Raw genomic sequence first — 19,385 nt, 5'->3', positions numbered from 1 at the left:
TTGGAATCATTGTCATCCTCTTTGAGCGATTCATGACACGTTTACGAATTTCCGCTTTCAAGTCTCAATGCACAAACCGACGCTTTCCAGTCTCGATCTTGTTAGGGGTGATGGCGTTGGCTAGTTTGAGTGGGATAGCGATTCATAGCTATGCGCAGCAGTCTATTCCGGCCCGAATTAATCGCTGGCTGGCTGTTCGCAACGTCGCTGGCAATGTGAACTATCTGAAGGGAAATGACGCGCGCCCTGCGAAAGTTGGGGATCGGATACAGCAGGTGGGAGAGGGCATTAACACGGGAGAAAATTCGACTGCCACCCTGGAAGTGGATACGGGAATTGGCTTTATTGATGTGTCTGAACAGACGAATTTACGGGTGCGGACATTGGAGTTCGCGCCGGATAATGGCCGCATTACCCATCTGTACGTGAGTCAAGGGCAAGCACGGTTGCGGGTTCGTACCTTTACGCATCGGGGATCAGAACTGGAAATCGAGACGCCTGCGGGAGTGAGTGGTGTGCGGGGTACAGATTTTGGTATCAACGTGCATACCGATGGCCGAATGGCGATCGCAACTTTGGAAGGTCGAGTGGATACGACGGCTGAGGGCGAAACGGTTGCAGTCCCCGATGGCTTCCAGAACTTTACGATTCCGGGAGAACCACCGACGCCAGCCGTACCGCTGCGCAATGATACGAGCTTAAACTATCGGATTCGGCGACAGTTTTCTGGATCTCAGCGTCGATTGTTGCTGATTGGCGAAGTTGATCCCGTTAATATTGTGCTGATTGAAGATGAACCGCAGCCGCTGAATCGTGATGGACGGTTTACAGTGGAGCTACCTGCCCGTACGCGAGTTAGTTTGGAAGTGACGGTGATTACACCCCTCGGACGGGAAGAAACCCATGAGATTCTGGTGCGCCCCTAGAGCATTTGGTCGGGCTTTAACCCATCATCCGATTTGGCATGCGGGGTGGCGTATACTGCCGGGAATAGCAACTGCACTTGCGATCGCAGGTCTGTTTCAGTTAGAAGTCTTGCGACCGCTGGAACAAATGGCGTACCGGAGTTTGTTTCATCTGCGGGGGGAACGACCTTGGGATGAGCGGCTAGTGCTAATTGAAATCGACGACCGCAGTTTGCAGCAGTTGGGTCGCTTTCCCTGGTCGAGATCGCGCTATGCCAGCTTGTTAAACCAGCTTTCTGCCAGCCAATCATCGGTAGTGGTCTTTAACTTGCTCTGGTCAGAACCTAGTTCAGACGATGCGGCACTGGCGGCAGCAATTGATCAGCATGGTCGAATCGTATTGTCGCAAGCCTGGGCGGCGACGTCGGAGCAGCTTTCCCCAGTGCCGCTATTGGCAGAGGGTGCGATCGCAATTGGCCATATTCAGCAGCAGAAGAGTAGCGATGGCATTGTGCGAACGCTCTTGCCCTATATTGATGGCGAGCCAGCCTTAAGCGTGGCTGCTGTGCAAGCCTATAGTCTAGTGGCTGAGTCGATACCGCTGCCCACTGCAGATGACCCTGTGTGGATCAACTGGCCTGCTGCCAGTCGGACGCTGCCGACCTATTCTTTTGTGGATGTGTATCAAGGTCTGGTTCCGCCTGAAACCTGGGATAACAAAATTGTGCTGGTGGGCGTGACGGCTACGGGTATTGATGAGATGGTGACGCCATTTGACTATGAGCCGCCCGCCAATAGTGTGCATCTTCATGCGGCGGCATTGACTAGTTTGCTCCAGCAAAACTGGCTAAAGCCGATGCCGCAGGTCGGCTGGCTGCTAATTTTGTTCGTGGGTGGGCCAGGGCTGAGCTGGCTGATGACGGGATGCTCAACCCGCAAGCAGTTTGGCATGGTGACGGGACTGAGCATGAGCTGGGGCATCTTGAGCCTGCTGCTGTTTCGGGCAAATTACCTGCTGCCCGTGGCGACACCGCTGATTCTATTTTGCGCAACAGCCATTGCGATCGCACTGATTGAGCGGCTGCGGGAAAGCCAGCTTCTCCAGCAGCAGATTGAGCAGCTTTGGACGATGTATCAAGCCGATTTGGTTGGCCCGACCGGAGAACTGGCGCTACCTGTTGATTACGGGGCAGAACCGAGCTTTATCTATCGTCCGGTTTCCCTGTGGCGAATTACCCAGCTATCTGCGATCGCACAGCAGTTGGGCCGCTCCCAATCGACGCAGGCGGCCATTGCTCAGAGTTTGTCGGTTGGCCTGCTCGCGGCTCATGAGGATGAGCGAATTTGGTTTCTGAATTCGGTGGCCGCATACTGTCTGCAAGCAGAGGTGGGGCAGGACTTAGCTAGCTGTCTTGTGCCCCACTGGCTGACGGTTGAAGAGTGGCATACGCTGCGCCAGCGGCTGTTGGATACGCAAACGGTCGATGTCAAAGAGGTGTATCGCGATCATCACTGGTATGAGCTGCAGTTTGAACTGCTGCACTATCCGCTGCCGACCTTTCAGCCGGACGAAAAGCGGGTTCTCAACGGCTGGCTGCTGCTGATTAAAAACATTAGCGATCGCAAGCAGATTGAAACAAACTTGAGCCGTCAAATCGAGGAACAGCGGCAGCTCAATGTGATGAAGGACGATTTTCTGAGCACAGTATCCCATGAGCTGCGATCGCCGATGGCCAACATTAAAATGGCAATTCAGCTTTTGGAAATCGCCCAGACTCCCGAACAACATGCCCGGTATCTGGAGATTTTGCGGGCCGAGTGCGATCGCGAAACGGATTTGATTAATGATCTGCTTGATCTCCAGCGTTTAGAAGCTGGAGCTAAGGATCTCCTGCCTGAACCAATTCCGATTCCGGTTTGGTTGCCCCACATTGCGGAATCGTTTCAGGGGCGAATCCTGGAGCGGCAGCAAAATTTGGAAATAGACTGTCCCGCTGATCTACCCAGCATCACCACCGACCGCTTGTGCTTGGAGCGAATTCTGGGCGAACTAATCCACAACGCCTGCAAATATACGCCTCCGACCGAACGGATTACGGTGCGGGCCGTGGCAATCTCGCAACACCTGATGATTCAAGTGCAAAATTCCGGTGCCGAAATTCCAGCAGCTGAACTACCGCGCATTTTTGACAAGTTCTATCGGGTGGCTAGCGGCGACCGCTGGCAGCAGGGCGGTACGGGCTTGGGGCTAGCGCTGATTAAAAAACTGACGGAACTTCTGGGCGGAGAAATTCACGTTACCAGCCGGGACAACTTGACCACGTTTACTGTGCAACTGCCTCAGCAGATCGCAGAGTAAAGAACGTGACTTCTGGCGGACAGTTAATCCGGATAGGGATCTTACTGAACCCAATGCCCCGATTCACGTAGAGCTGATTGCCCGATTGACCGTACTCTTCTGCAACCCAGCCATCGGCATGGGCCTCACCGCTTTCAGTTAGATCGAGCCAGCTCCAAAACGGGGTAAAAGGTAAGCTAATTTGGCCGCCGTGGGTGTGACCTGCGATCGCAAATGGTGCTGTTTCTGCTGGAAACTGGGGAAACGTGGCGGGATTGTGCATCATGACCAGTCGAGGACTGGCGGTGGGTACTTCTGTCAGGGCTGCCTGAACGCGATCGCGCTCAGCAACATGAGAATCAATGCCAACTAAATAGAGCGTCTGGGCAGGATTCTGCGCGTTTGTAGACTCACTCTCCGGTAACGACAGCGGCACCGCTTCATTCCGCAGAACCACAATGCCAATGGCCTCTAGCGCTTCTTCTACGCGATTGGCCAATTCGGGCTGGGGGGGAGTGTGGCTATAGTCGTGGTTGCCCAAAACGGCATAAGTGGGGATACCTGCGGCGGTCAAGGGCTGTAGCAGTTCAACCGCTTGACTGATTTCGGCTTCCGGATCTGGAAGCGAATGATAAATAAAATCGCCGCTAATCAACGCCACTGCTGGGGATGCATCCACGAGTTCTTCAACGCTCCGGCGCACCGTGCTGACGTTATCCATCCACATGCCAAGCTGAAAATCAGAAACCTGCCCAACTCGCTGCCCGTCCCACGCTGTAGGTAAATTGGGAATCGTAGCGGTTTCCTGCTCGGAATCGAGGATATAAGGTTCAATCAAGCCCCACAGCAGAATCACTGCTAAGAAGCCTATAATGCCCAAAAATAAGTACTTTAATGTTCGTCCGACACCTTTCCTATGCATGTTGTTTAAGGCTGATCATCACCTGACGTTAGACAATGTGACATTCACCTTGTCCTATCGGAAGACGGAAATCTGCGATCGCAGTTCTGCCCTAATTGACTGATTGATGAGAAACCAGCCGCGTAAGATCGCTATGTCGGTATCGTATTGATCGTGACGACCCGACCTTAGACGACTCGACCTTGACTGCTATTCCCTCTCATTCTCTTTTCTTATGGACTTAAACCCAGCTTCCTCCCAGCAACTCCCCAACTACATCAACGGTCAGTGGTGTGCAGCTAGCACCAGCGAAACCCTAGAGGTGCGAAATCCAGCCACGTTGGAACTGCTTGCCCACGTACCAATTTCGCCAGCAGCGGATATTGATCAAGCCGCACAGGTTGCCCAAGCGGCGTTTCGCGAGTGGCGACGCACTCCGCCCACAACGCGGATTCGCTATCTGTTTCAACTGCGGGAACTGATGGAAGCGCATTTTGATGAACTGGCCCGCACGATCACAATGGAATGCGGCAAAACCCTGAAGGAATCCCAGGGGGAGATGCGGCGAGCGGTGGAAAACGTGGAAACAGCCTGCGGTATTCCCATGCTGATGCAGGGCTACAACAGCGAAGACATTGCTCGCGGCATTGACGAGATGATGATTCGTCAGCCGCTGGGCGTGACGGCAATTATTGCACCGTTCAACTTTCCCGGCATGATTCCCTTTTGGTTTATGCCCTATGCGATCGCATGTGGCAACACCTGCATCATCAAGCCCTCGGAAAAGGTGCCGCTGACGATGCATAAAGTATTTGAACTGATCGATCAGCTGGATTTGCCGCCCGGTGTCGTGAACTTAGTCAACGGCGCGAAAGAAGCCGTCGATGCAATTTTGGATCATGAGCTAATTCGCTCGGTCAGCTTCGTCGGCTCGTCACCCGTAGCCAAGTATGTCTACAGTCGGGCCGCACTGAAGGGGAAACGGGCGCAGTGCCAAGGCGGGGCAAAAAATCCGGTGATTATTCTGCCCGATGCCGATTTGGAGATGACGACGCGCATTCTGGCTGACAGCGCCTTCGGCTGTGCCGGACAGCGCTGCTTAGCGGCTTCGGTAGCGGTGACGGTGGGAGCAGCGAAGGACGATTTCACAGATGCGATCGCATCCGCTGCTGAGTCTCGCGTCGTTGGTTACGGCTTGGACGACGGTGTGGAAATGGGCACGGTGATTTCGGCTCAGAGCAAATCCCGGATTGAAGGGCTGATTCACAAAGGCGAACAGGCGGGCGCTAAGCTGCTGATTGATGGACGAGGTGCCAAGATTACGGGTTATGAAGACGGTCATTTCCTGCGGCCCACGATTCTCTCAGATGTTGATCCGGCGGGTGAAATTGCCAAAACGGAAATCTTTGGCCCGGTTTTGAGCTTGATTCACGTTGACACAATTGAAGCTGCGATCGCACTGATTAATCAAAACCAGTACGGCAACATGGCCTGCCTATTCACCAGCAGCGGTGCGGCGGCGCGTCAGTTTCGCTACGAGGCAGAAGCGGGCAACATCGGCATCAACATTGGCGTGGCGGCACCGATGGCCTTTTTCCCGTTCAGCGGCTGGAAAGAAAGTTTCTTTGGCGATTTGCACGGACAGGGACAACATGCCGTTGAGTTTTTTACGCAAACAAAAGTTGTCGTTGAACGCTGGCCGCAGGAATGGTCACGCCAGTTTTAGTCGCAGTAACTGGTGGCCATAATTTGACGGCAGTTTTAATGTCGAGAGTTTAGTGTGCTTTTCTGAATTGCTTAGGAGCGTAAATTTAATAAGGTGAAATCTTTGGGGTAGGGACACGGCAATGCCGTGTCCCTACGGATGGAATGATTGACAGGCTATTTAATTCACGCTCCTAAGCACCCTCCACTGTCGAAAATGGCCACGCAATATTGTATTGATATAATCCAGTATAAAAAGCAACTAGCAAATATTGATTCTAGTGATTAATTCTGACTCGCATCTGTACATCAAGCATGGATCATGAAATTTATCTGCATAGTGATAAAGCCAGTTCTTTTAATTTAAATTAACCACAAAATAAATTAGGCTGCTCTTCTGACAAGGATTACAGCGCAAAGCAGCTCAAATTTCTGATTTCGTAAGTTGTGATCGAGTGCGTTAGATCAATCAAATCTTTTAGGTTGAATTTGATTGCAAAGTGCTGCATCCCTCTTAGAACGTTGATTGCAGCTTGTTCAGTCAAAACGATTTAGCTCAGTCGTTCTGCTTGGCTTTATCTCAACCTCAATTAAGCTTGTCCAACTCTTAATGGTTTAACCATTGAAGAGATAATTTTGCATGGTTAAAATCTGGGTTAATAAACAGATAATTTTTTCTTAATCTAGCTGATCATGAGTTTTATCTTGAATAAATCCTGTTCGGTCTAGCTTCACTGCTCAGTTTGGCTATGGCGACGATATTGATGGCTCTAGTGAGCTGCATCCCTTATGAAATCAGCGTTTTATCGGTTCATATGCAAAATCATCCACCGACCGAATATCCAAGCGATTTTGTTCAGTCAATGGACTCTGGATGTTTAGATTAAGGAAAAAATAAGGCAATTAAGCCCAAATCGGGAACATCAAGCCTGATAACCGTCTGAAGGTTAAGGTGCTTGCATATCTGGTTGTCAAACCTGGTATTTCCCAATTTGTCTCTGATTTGAGAAGTGCTGCACCTTCAGAACTTTGAATTGATCTGCCCAAAGATCCGAAGCCCTTAGGAGACTAACTGTGAAAAAACTGATCAACTCCACCCTTTTGCTTAATCTTGGCTTAACTACCGCTGCGATCGCACTGGTGATCCTAAATTACACCCATCCCAGCTTCATTGTTTACTTAACGGATGAAGACGGTTGGTTTGAAGGCGGCAGTGCCGTACTGTATGGCTTTGCTGCTATTGCTTGTCTAATGGGATTATGTCAGCCCCGTTCGCCCCGTTCACTGTGGCGGGTCTGGTGTTTGCTGTTTGCGACGCTGTTCTTGGTAGTTGCGGGTGAAGAAATTAGCTGGGGGCAGAGGATTTGGGGCATTGCCACACCGAGTTCGCTTGAAAGCGTAAATGTTCAACAAGAACTGAACTTTCATAATATTGATGGGATTCACCAGCACATTCGACTACTCGCGGTTCTCTTTATCGGCATAGTTTGCATTGCTATTCCCCTGTGGGCACAGATCAATCTGGCGTTTCGGCAACTGTTAGAGCGATTCGCAGTACCTGTTTTCCCAATCTACTACTCTAGTTTGATTGTGATTGCGCTGCTGTTTATGATTGTTCCACGCTTGATCAGTGGCAGAGAGAGCTTTGCAATGGATGAAATCAGTGAGCTTTATCTTTCAATCGCCTTCTGCCTGTTTGCCATAACTCAATTTGCGCGCCCCCAACCTGTGTCAATTCCACCGCAATCTTCCTCAGTGTTCTCCTCGCTCAAGTGATGTTGAGTCCGTTTCCAAAGAGCTGCAAATGAATTGAGGGTTGTGTGAGGCTGATTCACACAACCCTCAACTTTTGTTGGTCGCAGCTATAGAAATGGGTAATCTGGATTAAGCCCTATCTAAATTTTCAGCGTCGTGAAAAAGATCGCATAAGATGGAGATCCTGGAGGATTCGTCATCGCACGGCTATTTGCTGCCTAAGGTTCTGTTCGTTCTAGTTTTGGTTTACGGATAGCAAACGCGCGTTGAAAAGTTCATATTTAGTTGGGCCGTTCTCGTTTACACTGCTAAGCATTCCAAGGTCTATAAATTGGTATAACTTGTTGAGTTTTATACTTACGATACTGAATTATTAGTTAGATAAGAAGAAGTTGCGATCGCACATGCTCATGTAATTGACTGATGTGATTGGTCGCGAATTCGGATCAGGTTAGCATCTTGGCTTTTTTCTAATTTCGTGATCGGCGAACCCTCTGCATTCTGCCATGAATATTGCAACTGCCCAAGACTGCCTCTCCATTCTGCGACAAGACGTGCCTGCGTGGAATGAATGGCGGGATCAGCATCCTGATCTCAAACCCGATTTAACCGAGGTAGACCTGAGCGGTGCGAATTTAACTCGCGCGAATCTCAGTGGCACGATTCTAGTTGCGGCTAACCTGAGTGAAGCGGATCTGAGTGGAGCCAACTTTATTAACGCCCAACTGCGCCGCGCGAATCTTGGCCAAGCTCGCTTGATCGGTGCCAGTCTGATTGGTTGCCATTTAGAAGGTGCCGACTTATCTGGTGTCAACTTAATTGGAGCCCGATTGATCAGCGCTAAGTTAACTGGCGTTAACTTTACCCAGGCAGACTTGCGAAAAACGGACTTGCGAAAAACGGACTGTGCAGCGGCCAATTTTGCGTTAACGAACTGCCACGGTGCCACGTTTCAGGATGCAGACCTAACTCGGGCTGATTTTAGCAATGCGGATATTAGTCAAGCCAATTTGCAGCGAGCTGTTTTGATCTGCGCCAATCTGAAAAGCACCAACTGTAGTCAAGCTGATTTAAGCGATGCGAATTTGATGGCCAGTCAGCTCAATCGGACGAACTTCACTCAGGCGATTCTCCGCAACACGCTGTTTGTGCGATCTCACCTGCGCCACATTATCCTCACAGACGCCATCCTAGATCAAACCAACTTTCAAGATGCCAAAATTGAAAGTACGACCTTTGACGACGTGAACTGCAACAGTTCTATTGGTTTATCAAGTTAACGATCCATTCGATCAATTCAAAGTGGTGTAGGTGGTCACTTAATCCAGTTCAATAGTGCGATCGCTGCCTTCTTCCAGATAGTGCTCCCAGTTGATCGAGGGCATACCCTCGAAAATTTCCTTGAGCGACGTTTCCCAGAGCAAACGGATTTTGGCCAGATAGGGATCGCCAATCCGGAGCTGTAGCTGGTGGCGGATTTCAAAACTGCCGGAGTTGTACATCATCAAGTTAATGGGCGGTCCGACGGAAATATTGGAGCGCATGGTGGAATCAATCGAGAGCAGTGCGCATTTCGCTACGGATTCCAGTGCAGTGTCAAACTTCAGCGTTCGATCCAGAATCGGCTTGCCGTATTTCGTCTCGCCAATCTGCAAATAAGGGGTTTCGGGTGTGGCCTGAATACAGTTTCCTTGACTGTAGACCCGATAGAGCTGCGCCTCTTCGCCGCGAATTTGACCGCCAATCAGCAGACTACAGCGAAAATCAATATTGTCTTTTTCTAACCACTGCCGATCTTGCTCTTCTATACTGCGAAGTTTGCGCCCGACGTAGCGAGTGACTTCATACATCGTCGGCTGCGTGAGCAGGCTTTCATCGGCGGTCGTTTTGATGTCCCGATTCAGCTCGTGCAGTACGGCCTGCGTCACCGAGAGGTTACCAGAAGTGCTGATTAAAATCACCCGTTCTCCGGGTATAACGAAGTCAAACAGCTTGCGATAGGTCGAAATATAGTCAACTCCCGCATTGGTGCGGGAGTCGGCTGCCATCACCAATCCGGCTTGATTAATCACACCCAGACAGTAGGTCATACTGGTTCTAATACCTATCCTCGACCTCGCAGTAGCTGCTTCACTGTTTCCACCATTTCATCGGGGCGAAATGGTTTAGCGATATAGGCATCAGCGCCCTGCTTCATGCCCCAGTAGCGATCGAATTCTTCGCCTTTAGACGAACAGATGACAACCGGAATATCCTGGGTGGTGCGGTTACTTTTAACCCAACGGCAAAGCTCATAGCCGTTCATGTTGGGCATCACAATATCCATGACAACTAGGTCTGGTGGGCTGGCCTCAATTTTCTGCTTGGCCTCTGCACCATCAGACGCTTCCAGTACTTTGATACCGACTTTACCGAGCAGATCGGCAATCATCTCCCGTACGGTATTACTATCGTCTACAACTAAAACCGTCCTCATGCTATCTGATGCTCCTGGTGGGCCATTGAATCAAAATGATGGGTAGACATAATGGTGACTTGCCCCCTTAGCCAGGTTAAAAAGGCACTGGGAAGATGAACACACCGCAATTCAAAAATTGCATCACTCAAACTGCTGACTCGAACCGCTTAATCAAGACATTGAGTCAAGCGGTTTAGCTGAGATACTTCGCTAAACTGCGATCGCATCTCTACAAATCTATCCTGCCTATATAATTCCCCATTTTTACGGTAACTTCTAACTTTCAGGTGACTAATTCTCTCAGGTGACTAATTCTATCGAATTCCGTAGTGAAGCGAAAGCCGAATGGAGGGATTCCGATCGAATCGCGTACGCAATATCCCCATTAGTGCTGAATGAGTGCTGACCAAGGAGGATAACACTCCTGAATAATATTCGAAAAACGTGACAAAATCTGAAAACGTTCGAACGTTAGATTGTCTATCTGTCCTCAAGCTAAATGGCGATCGCAAACGGTTTAGCTACTCCATAGCAGTATGAGAAGAGGAATCTTCAGGGGTAATCAACCCTTTTTGCAGAGCTAGTACGACTGCCTGAGTGCGATCGCGCACCTCTAGCTTTTGTAGAATCGAGTGAACATGCACCCTGACTGTTCCTGGCGCGATATACAGGGCATCTGCTATTTCTGGATTACTTTTACCGCTGGCAATCAGCGTCAGAATCTCCAATTCGCGCTGGGTGAGGGGATTTTCAGCCGGAATCTCTGCCGGAGTTGGAGCGGGTTGCTTAGCTTGGAAGGCGGACTGAATTTCCCGAGTAGCGGTCGGATCCCACCAGGAAGCTCCTGCCGCAATCGATTGAATGGCCAGGAGCAGCGAATCCGCATCAACCCCTTTAACGCAGTAGCCTTGTGCCCGCGCCTCAATCAAGCGGGAAATCAGCGCAGGTTGAGAATGGGAGGTCAGGATCAGAATCGGCAGTTCGGGATGGTGCTGCTTGATCTGATGACACGCTTCGACTCCCCCTATTCCTGGCAGTCCGACATCCAAAATCACAATGTCAAACGGCTGCTGGTCTACAAGCTGGATGGCGGTTTCACCATCCTCAGCCTCAGCCGTAATTTGCAGCGTTGTTTCCTGCTGGAGTCGCGTAGACAGCCCCAAGCGAAACAGCTCATCATCTTCTACGAGCAGAATTCTAATTGGCGCGTCAACCATTCAACTTGTCACCTGTTGCTGCTGAGGCTCGTTCACGTAAGCGGGTAGCCGAAACGCAAAGATGGCTCCCTGGGGCGAGCGTGATTCTGCCCAAATTTTACCGCTATGGGCCTCAATAATTTGACGGCTGAGATAAAGACCGAGTCCGGTTCCTTTGGTTTGTCTATCGCCCGAACCTTGATAAAACCGATCAAACAGGTGGGTCAAATCATCTGGGTGAATGCCTTGGCCTTCATCTTTAACCTGAATCAGGTGATAGCCATTACGGATTGCCAAACTAACTTCAACTCGTCCACCTCTCAGCGAATGGTTAATCGCGTTAGCAATTAGGTTGGTTAACACACGATGCAGTTGCAGCGAATCAGCAAAGACCCAATAGGCTCGGCGAAATTCACTGCCCTCGTGGTTGAGGTGAATGTGAACCTGGCGGGAGGCGGCCAGATTGGTGACATCGGCAATGGCCTCTTCGACTGACGCGACTAAGTTGACGGCCTCACAGTGCAACGGTAGCCCCTCCGCATCGTACCGATAGACATCCATCAGTGTATTGACAAGACTCAGCGTTTTTTGATGGCTGCGGGTCATGATGTCCAACGCTTTGCGCTGTGGAAGAGTTGTTGCGCCAAACTGACCGTCTCGGAATGCTTTCAGCGTCTCTAAGGCTCCTAACAGCGGCGTTTTGAGATCATGAGTCAGCGTTGAAACGAAGTCTTCCCGCATCCGCGCTAGTTTCTCCTGAGCAATGAGCTTGAGCTGCTGACGGGTGATGGCTTCTTCATATCGCTGAATGCGATCGCTCAACCAGCCCGTGACAATCAGCGCCAACACGGTAATCAGGCGATTCACGATTGCGATCGCAGTAATCGGTGATCTGCCGGGAATCACCAGATTGAGCAGCGTGAGCAGCACGGCCATTGCTGTAATCACAACAGTTGCTTGCCGACCCAAGCGAGTGCTGGCTAGCAGTACCGCTCCAATGTAGAGATAGCCAAACACATAGGGAGGCGGCGTGCTGTACTCCAGCACAATCACCACGACAAACAACGCTCCAAGCAGCCAAAGCATTTTTTGACGGGCTTGCATTAGGTGATTAGGCATGGATTGAGAAGTTTTTGAATGCATCTGAAGGCGGATTTTAGCTCGTTGAATCGAATAAATCAGGACATTCAATCGCGAGTTTACACAGACTGCTTGTCAATCTAGTTTAAGAGATAAAATCTGAGAAGTTTGCGAAATATATCAGATGATATAGATGTTTAGGCAACAATCTAAACGCGTCTATAACTTCCGCTTAGCTGACTAGTTATAAATTCAGACTAAACTCACTTCTATACCTTCCATTTTCCAAAAAGTAAGCTGACAATGATGCCATCAGCTCATCAGTAAATTGATGGCTAAAGGAGGTATACAAGCTTTATGAAACCCTCTACATCAGTGCATCAGGTTTACTTCAATAACGCTTATTTAGGTTCTCATTTAAGCAATATCCAGTTGCCTAAGCAGTGCTATTTGTTAGGACTAATCCGCAAGCATCAAGTCTTTACTCTGGCTGATGATCCAATCGTTTTAGAGCAAGACTGGCTTGTTGCAGTTGCACTTAATGAGTCTTTGATGCCAGAACTTGATCTGTGTTTGAAGGGGCGTAAAACGTTGGAATGTTTAAACGCTGGAACATTCCAACGTTAGATCCTCTAAACTATCTCGACCAAAATAGCGAACGGCTATACGCGAACTAGAAAGACTGGATGTGTCTAAATTTTTCAAGCCAAATAATTTATTATGCTTCAAGGTTTTCTGCAAATTGCGATCGCGCTACTCATTCTATTAGCAGTGGCTCCTTTTTTAGGGAGGTATATGGCACGGGTATTTACGGAGCAACGAACAGTGCTCGACCCCGTTGCTATTCCATTAGAACGATTGTTGTTTACGACTGGGGGCTTTGCTAACCAGTCATCCATGACAGGCGGCCAATACGTCAGAGCCGTTTTAATTAGCAATTTAGTGATGGGAATTTTGGTATTTCTCATCTTTATGCTGCAAGGCATTCTGCCTCTCAATCCCACTAACTTGGATGCGCCCAGTTGGGATTTAGCGCTGCATACGGCCATCTCGTTTGTCACCAACACCAACCAGCAGCACTATTCCGGCGAAACCACCTATAGCTACTTCTCACAGGTGGGAGCACTCGGCTTTTTGATGTTCACGTCAGCTGCGACGGGGATTGCCGTTGCGATCGCATTTATTCGCGGTCTGACGGGTCAACCTCTGGGTAATTTTTACGTTGACTTGACCTTATCGATCACGCGGATTTTGTTGCCGATTTCGGTGGTAGGTGCGATCGCGCTGCTGATTGCCGGAGTGCCTGAAACATTTGCTGGCCCCGCCGTCGCTCAAACCCTGGAAGGTGCGACGCAATATATTGCCCGTGGCCCGGTAGCCCACTTTGAAATCATCAAAGAACTGGGCGAAAACGGCGGCGGCTTCTTTGGCATCAACTCGGCCCACCCCTACGAGAACCCCAACAACTTTACGAATTTGCTGACTAACCTTTACATGCTCATCATCCCGGCGGGGCTGATTTTGACCTACGGCATCATGGCGGGCAAACCTCGTCAGGGCTGGCTCATCTTTGGCATGGTGTTCATCTTTTACGCCGTTATGGTGGGCATCACCGCTTACGGGGAATATGTCGGCAATCCGCTGGTCAACACCCTTTTGGGCGAACAAGCTCCCAACCTCGAAGGTAAAGAAGTGCGTTTTGGCTGGGCACTCACAGCACTCTGGGCCGTTTCAACCACTGGAACGATGTGCGGTGCCGTCAACGGAATGCACGATTCCTTGATGCCACCTGGCGGGTTTACTACCCTCTCTGATCTGTTCTTGCAAATTATCTGGGGTGGTCAGGGCACGGGTACTGCCTACCTGTTTGTGTTTCTCATCCTGACTGTGTTTCTCACGGGCCTAATGGTAGGGCGTACCCCCGAATTCCTCAGCCGTAAAATCGAGAAGCGAGAGATTGTCCTGGCCAGTATTATCCTGCTGGCTCACCCGATCGCCATTCTCATTCCCGGCGCGATTACCCTGGCTTTTCCCGAAACCGTTGGGGCTCCAGATGCCTTCACCCTGGCTGGGATTAGCAACCCTGGTTTCCACGGCATCTCCCAGGTGATTTATGAATATGCATCTGCAGCGGCGAACAACGGCTCAGGCTTTGAGGGGCTGAGCGACAACACCCTCTGGTGGAATTTGAGCACTAGTTTCTCGCTGCTGGTCGGTCGTTACGTGCCTATCATCGCCTTGGTCTACCTGGCCGACAGCATGACCCACAAACAACCTGTCCCCGAAACCGCAGGCACCCTGCACACCGATACGTTTCTGTTTACCGGCGTCACCGCAGGCACCATTCTGATTCTCGGTGCGTTGACCTTCCTGCCGGTGTTGGTGTTAGGGCCGGTTGCAGAAGGTTTTGCGATCGCCCAAGCCGCTCTCGGACTGAGCTAACGGTTTTGCCTGATTCTCCAGCTCTTTTTGAACCTTTCAGAGTTTACTTATGACTGCTCAACAAACGGAAACGGCTACCCGCCAACCCGGCGGCCCTCGTGAAAATCGCCGCCATACCCCTAAAGTGGACACCTCTGGTCTTTACAAGCGCGCCTTTGGCCAGGCCTTTGCCAAGCTCAACCCTCGCGTCATGGTGAAAAACCCGGTGATGTTTGTGGTCTGGGTTGGCACCATCATCACGGCCATTCTCACGGTGAACCCGTTCATCTTTGGCCCGGTACAGGATGAAGGCCCCCGTTTATTCAACGCTCTGGTGACGGCGATCCTGTTTTTCACCATCCTGTTCGCCAACTTTGCCGAAGCGGTGGCCGAAGGCCGAGGGAAGGCCCAGGCCGATGCCCTCCGCTCCACCAAGTCGGAAACCACAGCTCGCCGCCTGCGCCCGGATGGCTCTCTTGAGGAAATCAGCTCTACCCAACTGCACCGGGACGATCGCATTAAGGTCATTGCTGGCGACATCATCCCCGCCGATGGGGAAGTGCTGGATGGGGTGGCCTCGGTGGATGAGTCAGCGATTACCGGAGAATCGGCACCCGTGCTCAAGGAACCCGGTTCCGATGTGGCCAGTTCTGTCACCGGAGGCACCCGCATTCTCTCCGACGAGCTGATCATTCGCGTTACCGCTGACCCCGGCAAGGGCTTCCTCGACCGTATGATTGCCCTGGTGGAAGGGGCCGAGCGCAGCAAAACCCCCAACGAAATTGCCCTGACGGTGCTGCTGGCGGTGCTCACCCTAGTATTTCTGATTGTGGTGGCGACGATCCCCACTCCCGCCACCTACATCAACAGTCCAGTCAGCATCACCATTCTGATCGCGCTGCTGGTGGCGCTGATTCCCACCACTATCGGCGGTTTGCTGAGCGCGATCGGCATTGCCGGGATGGATCGGGTCGCGCAGTTCAACGTTGTAGCCACTTCCGGGCGAGCGGTGGAAGCCTGCGGCGACATCAACACCCTGGTGCTGGATAAGACAGGCACCATTACTCTGGGCAACCGTTTAGCGGAAGAGTTTATTCCCCTCAACGGCCACACGATGCGAGACGTAGCTGAGGTAGCACTGGCGGCCAGCGTATTCGATACCACGCCTGAAGGAAAATCGATTGTGCGACTGGCTGAAAAGCAGGGAGCCACACTTGGCTTCAACCGCGATCGGGCTGAAGCGGTGGACTTTTCCGCCCGCACCCGCATGAGCGGCACCGACCTGCCAAACGGCGATGAGGTGCGCAAGGGAGCGGTAGATGCCATTCGCGGCTTTGTGCGATCGCGGGGTGGCCATGCTCCAGAATCCTTAGAGGCTGCCTTCACCCGCGTCTCCGAACTGGGCGGCACCCCCCTCGCCGTCTGCCGCAAGGACGAAATCTACGGGGTGATTTACCTGAAAGACATCATCAAACCCGGCATCCACGAACGCTTCGACCAGCTGCGACGCATGGGCGTAAAAACCGTCATGCTGACCGGCGACAACCGCATCACCGCCTCCGTGATCGCCCGTGAGGCCGGGGTCGATGACTTCGTCGCCGAAGCCACCCCCGAAGACAAGATTCAGGTGATTCAAGCCGAACAGGCCAAAGGCAAACTGGTGGCGATGACCGGCGACGGTACCAACGACGCCCCCGCCCTGGCCCAAGCCAACGTCGGTGTAGCCATGAACTCCGGTACCCAGGCCGCCAAAGAAGCCGCCAACATGGTCGATCTCGACTCCGACCCCACCAAGCTGATTGACCTGGTCACCATTGGTAAGCAGCTTTTGATTACGCGGGGGGCGCTGACCACCTTCTCCATCGCCAACGACATCGCCAAATATTTCGCCATCATCCCCGCCATGTTCGCCGCCGCAGGCATTGGTGCCCTCAACATTATGGGCCTGAACAGCCCCCAGTCAGCGGTGCTATCGGCGCTGATCTACAACGCTCTGATCATCCCGGTACTCATTCCGCTGGCTCTCAAAGGCGTGAAGTTCCGGCCCTTGACCGCCAACCAACTCCTACAGCGCAACATGTTGATTTTTGGCTTGGGCGGCGTCATCGCACCCTTTATCGCCATCAAGCTGATTGATTTGGCAGTTGGCAGCGTGGGCTTAGCTTAGGAGAACCGAAGCATGATGATTTTTTCTGATTCACGATCTCAGTCCAATCGTTCAACCGAGCCATCTCAGGCATCGGATAACCAAATGGAAACCTCTGCGGATCAATCGTTAGCCTCTCCTGCAACCGAAAACAGCACCGCACTATCCGCTGTTCCCGCCGCCAGTATCTTGATCATTCATCACGACACCGATACGCGGCTCACATTAATGCAGTATCTCCAGATAGCTGGCTATCGGGTGGACTCAGCAGGGAACTGGGAAACTGCCTTTGAACAGTTGCAGCAGCGGCCAATCGATCTGGTGATTTTAGATTTAGCGATCTCTCGACAGGCTGAAGGCGGACTGCTAGGACAGCTTTTGTCACTCTATCCCAGTACCCGCATTGTGATGATTTGCGATCGCTGTAATTTAGAGGATGCTGTAAACGCCATGAAGCAAGGTGCGGTGGACTTCATCCAAGAGCCGCATGGCTATCTACAGCGCCCGTTTAATCCTGAGCGAATTCAATCTGTCGTGGCCGAAGCACTCCGCCATCCCCTACCCAACAACTTGGGGGTAGCAAACTACGACGAGCTAATTAGCCTCGCTCGACACTGTGCGCAGCAACACGACTTTGACCAAGCTCGCCAGCTGATCGGTGAGGCTGTCAAACAATCCCCTGATCGACCGGAGGGTCTAACCTTACTCGGACAGATTACTGAATACTGTGGCGATCGGTTGGAAGCACTTAAACTCTACCGGGCTGCTCTCGGTCTTGACCCTTGCCATCAACCTGCCCAGCAAAACCTAGACCGAGCCGTCACCAATCACAGTAAAGAACGACCTCGATTTAGCGTGAGCGACTGAATCAAGCCGTTCCTGATTTGGTGTTTAGCGTGTTGATTTAGTTTAAGGACTTAAGCATGATGATTTTCTCAAATTCCCAATCTCAGTCCGATCGCGTATCTGAATCATCTCCAGTACCAGGCAGATCAACAAAACCCGCTACAGATATCCCCCCGCTCCCCATACCCGCCAACTATGACGAGTTGATCAACCTAGCTCGCCAGTGCGCTCAACACCAAGACTTTGAACAAGCCCGCGAACTGATTGGAGAAGCGTTTAAGCTGTCGCCTGAGCGGCCTGAAAGTCTAACGCTGATTGGACAAATCACCGAATATCTGGGCGATCGATTAACCGCGATTAAATTCTACCGGGCTGCCCTTGGCCTTAATCCCTGCCATCAACCTGCCCAGGAAAACCTGGATAGAGCAGCATCGAATCATACCCGAGCACGACCCAGTTTTAGTGACTGAATACGTGACTGATTACACCCCCTAATGATTATCAACGGAGACTAATCTAATGACTCTCTTCAACTTAAAGCTTCTCGAACTCGTTGATATTTGCCTCGAATCCATCCAGCAGCGGCGACATCGTGTGGCGTGGGGCTTATTGATTGGCCTGTGTTTGAATGTTGCGATCGCACCTGCTCTCTATGCCGCCGATGGCACCCTCAGCCGTGGCAACGCCTATGCCTTAGGGCTACTCGGCCTTGTCGTCGTCGGTCTTGCCATCTATCTCACTGCCGTCATCCTGCAACCCGAGCGCTTCTAAATCATGTTGAAAAAACTCATCAACCAATTCCGCGAGCAGCTTCGCTTAATTCGGATGCAGCGTCGCATCCAGCAAGTAGAGCTAGAGCGAGTTCGTGAGCGCCACAATCGCCGCCACGGTAAAGGCTCAGACTCGACCTCAAACTTCAATTCTCACGGTTAATAATTTGTTGTTCTTATCACGAGGGAGAAGACTAGCCATGATTCGAGATCTGGTCGTTAGCATCCGCACCACTGCTGTCCTCTGGGTTCTGACCGCAGCCATTTATCCGCTCTTGATTTTTGCAATTGGCCAAATTGCCTTTCCCGTCCAAGCCAATGGCAGCCTGATCACAACTGAACAAGGACAAGTAATTGGCTCTACCCTAATTGGTCAAGCCTTCAGCAGTGAAGAATATTTCTGGAGCCGCCCCAGCGCAGTCAATTACAGCATTGGCGAAGACGCTGCCCCCACTGGCCTATCGGGAGCCACCAACCTGGCTCCTAGTAACCCCGACCTGCTGGTGTTAACCGAAGAACGAGCCGACATTCTGCAAGCTGCCGACATTGAACCGACCGCTGACCTGCTCTACAGTTCCGGTTCCGGCTTAGACCCCCATATTTCCCCCGCCAGCGCCCTAGCCCAAATCGACCGGATCGCCGCCGCCCGCAACCTTTCCCCTGACGATTTACAAACCCTGATTCAACAAAACACCGAAGGACGATTCCTCGGCATCTTCGGCGAACCCGCCGTCAACACCGTCACGCTCAACCTGGCGTTAGATCAGCTCTAGCCCTTTAACGTTGAGACGTTTGAACGTTCTAACCTTTAAACGTTCTACTGTTCTAACCCCATCCTCACCCCTTTTCCTTTTCAACCTTTTCC

General features: G+C 51.4%; 19 protein-coding genes. 14 read left to right on the top strand and 5 right to left on the bottom strand.

Going from position 1 to position 19,385, the window contains the following annotated elements; genetic code table 11:
- The first annotated feature begins 32 nt into the window (after positions 1–32).
- Both AC286M_RS27220 and AC286M_RS27215 read left to right on the top strand, forming a co-directional pair.
- Positions 33–926: a FecR family protein gene (locus AC286M_RS27220; RefSeq protein ID WP_488207368.1), complete on the top strand. Its 894-nt coding sequence runs from the start codon at positions 33–35 to the stop codon at positions 924–926.
- Positions 904–3,264 carry a CHASE2 domain-containing protein gene (locus AC286M_RS27215; RefSeq protein WP_488207367.1) on the top strand — a complete coding sequence of 787 codons (2,361 nt, stop codon included), beginning with the start codon at positions 904–906 and terminating at the stop codon, positions 3,262–3,264. The genes AC286M_RS27220 and AC286M_RS27215 overlap by 23 nt, the downstream gene beginning before the upstream one ends.
- Here AC286M_RS27215 and AC286M_RS27210 read toward each other — a convergent pair.
- Positions 3,230–4,099, bottom strand: a complete 870-nt coding sequence (locus AC286M_RS27210; RefSeq protein WP_488207366.1) for a metallophosphoesterase — start codon at positions 4,097–4,099, stop codon at positions 3,230–3,232. The two genes, AC286M_RS27215 and AC286M_RS27210, sit on opposite strands and share 35 nt — an antisense overlap.
- A 16-nt stretch (positions 4,100–4,115) precedes the next feature.
- Between AC286M_RS27210 and AC286M_RS27205 the strand changes: the two genes are divergently transcribed.
- The 4 genes from AC286M_RS27205 to AC286M_RS27190 all read left to right on the top strand — a co-directional run bounded on the left by AC286M_RS27205 (position 4,116) and on the right by AC286M_RS27190 (position 8,883).
- Positions 4,116–4,268 (top strand): hypothetical protein, encoded by a 153-nt coding sequence (locus AC286M_RS27205; protein WP_488207365.1) that lies wholly within the window; start codon positions 4,116–4,118, stop codon positions 4,266–4,268.
- A 111-nt stretch (positions 4,269–4,379) separates the two neighbouring features.
- A complete protein-coding gene (locus AC286M_RS27200; protein WP_488207364.1) occupies positions 4,380–5,870 on the top strand; it encodes a CoA-acylating methylmalonate-semialdehyde dehydrogenase in 1,491 nt (496 codons plus the stop codon).
- 1,052 nt (positions 5,871–6,922) lie between these two features.
- Complete coding sequence (locus tag AC286M_RS27195; RefSeq protein WP_488207363.1) at positions 6,923–7,624, top strand: hypothetical protein; 702 nt, start codon at positions 6,923–6,925, stop codon at positions 7,622–7,624.
- Between the two features lie 485 nt (positions 7,625–8,109).
- Positions 8,110–8,883: a pentapeptide repeat-containing protein gene (locus tag AC286M_RS27190; RefSeq protein ID WP_488207362.1), complete on the top strand. Its 774-nt coding sequence runs from the start codon at positions 8,110–8,112 to the stop codon at positions 8,881–8,883.
- Between the two features lie 39 nt (positions 8,884–8,922).
- On the opposite strand, the gene AC286M_RS27185 is transcribed toward AC286M_RS27190, so the two are convergent.
- The 4 genes from AC286M_RS27185 to AC286M_RS27170 form a co-directional block, all read right to left on the bottom strand.
- A complete protein-coding gene (locus tag AC286M_RS27185; protein ID WP_488207361.1) occupies positions 8,923–9,693 on the bottom strand; it encodes a proteasome-type protease in 771 nt (256 codons plus the stop codon).
- Positions 9,694–9,707: 14 nt separating this feature from the next.
- Positions 9,708–10,079 (bottom strand): response regulator, encoded by a 372-nt coding sequence (locus tag AC286M_RS27180; protein ID WP_488207360.1) that lies wholly within the window; start codon positions 10,077–10,079, stop codon positions 9,708–9,710.
- A 503-nt stretch (positions 10,080–10,582) separates the two neighbouring features.
- The gene (locus AC286M_RS27175) at positions 10,583–11,278 is read right to left on the bottom strand and encodes a response regulator (protein ID WP_488207359.1); all 696 of its coding nucleotides are present in this window, start codon (positions 11,276–11,278) and stop codon (positions 10,583–10,585) included.
- A complete protein-coding gene (locus tag AC286M_RS27170; RefSeq protein ID WP_488207358.1) occupies positions 11,279–12,376 on the bottom strand; it encodes an ATP-binding protein in 1,098 nt (365 codons plus the stop codon).
- 318 nt (positions 12,377–12,694) lie between these two features.
- Here AC286M_RS27170 and AC286M_RS27165 point away from each other — a divergent pair, with 318 nt between their 5' ends.
- The 8 genes from AC286M_RS27165 (at position 12,695) to kdpC (ending at position 19,293) form a co-directional block, all read left to right on the top strand.
- Complete coding sequence (locus AC286M_RS27165; protein ID WP_488207357.1) at positions 12,695–12,964, top strand: hypothetical protein; 270 nt, start codon at positions 12,695–12,697, stop codon at positions 12,962–12,964.
- A gap of 93 nt (positions 12,965–13,057) precedes the next feature.
- On the top strand, positions 13,058–14,779 hold the full coding sequence (gene kdpA / locus AC286M_RS27160) for a potassium-transporting ATPase subunit KdpA (RefSeq protein WP_488207356.1): 1,722 nt from the start codon (positions 13,058–13,060) through the stop codon (positions 14,777–14,779).
- 49 nt (positions 14,780–14,828) lie between these two features.
- Positions 14,829–16,925, top strand: coding sequence for a potassium-transporting ATPase subunit KdpB (kdpB, locus tag AC286M_RS27155; protein ID WP_488207355.1), 2,097 nt, complete (start codon positions 14,829–14,831; stop codon positions 16,923–16,925).
- A gap of 12 nt (positions 16,926–16,937) precedes the next feature.
- The gene (locus AC286M_RS27150; protein WP_488207354.1) at positions 16,938–17,771 is read left to right on the top strand and encodes a response regulator; all 834 of its coding nucleotides are present in this window, start codon (positions 16,938–16,940) and stop codon (positions 17,769–17,771) included.
- 56 nt (positions 17,772–17,827) lie between these two features.
- Positions 17,828–18,220, top strand: a complete 393-nt coding sequence (locus AC286M_RS27145; protein WP_488207353.1) for a hypothetical protein — start codon at positions 17,828–17,830, stop codon at positions 18,218–18,220.
- A gap of 49 nt (positions 18,221–18,269) precedes the next feature.
- Positions 18,270–18,521 (top strand): K(+)-transporting ATPase subunit F, encoded by a 252-nt coding sequence (gene kdpF / locus AC286M_RS27140; RefSeq protein WP_488207352.1) that lies wholly within the window; start codon positions 18,270–18,272, stop codon positions 18,519–18,521.
- Positions 18,522–18,524: 3 nt separating this feature from the next.
- Positions 18,525–18,683 carry a hypothetical protein gene (locus tag AC286M_RS27135; protein WP_488207351.1) on the top strand — a complete coding sequence of 53 codons (159 nt, stop codon included), beginning with the start codon at positions 18,525–18,527 and terminating at the stop codon, positions 18,681–18,683.
- Between the two features lie 37 nt (positions 18,684–18,720).
- The gene (kdpC, locus tag AC286M_RS27130; protein WP_488207350.1) at positions 18,721–19,293 is read left to right on the top strand and encodes a K(+)-transporting ATPase subunit C; all 573 of its coding nucleotides are present in this window, start codon (positions 18,721–18,723) and stop codon (positions 19,291–19,293) included.
- Positions 19,294–19,385 lie beyond the last annotated feature (92 nt).

The sequence above is a fragment of the Thainema salinarum CENA647 genome, assembly GCF_057732415.1.
Note: the sequence above shows the minus strand (reverse complement) of the source record. Positions and strands in the feature narration are given on the sequence as shown.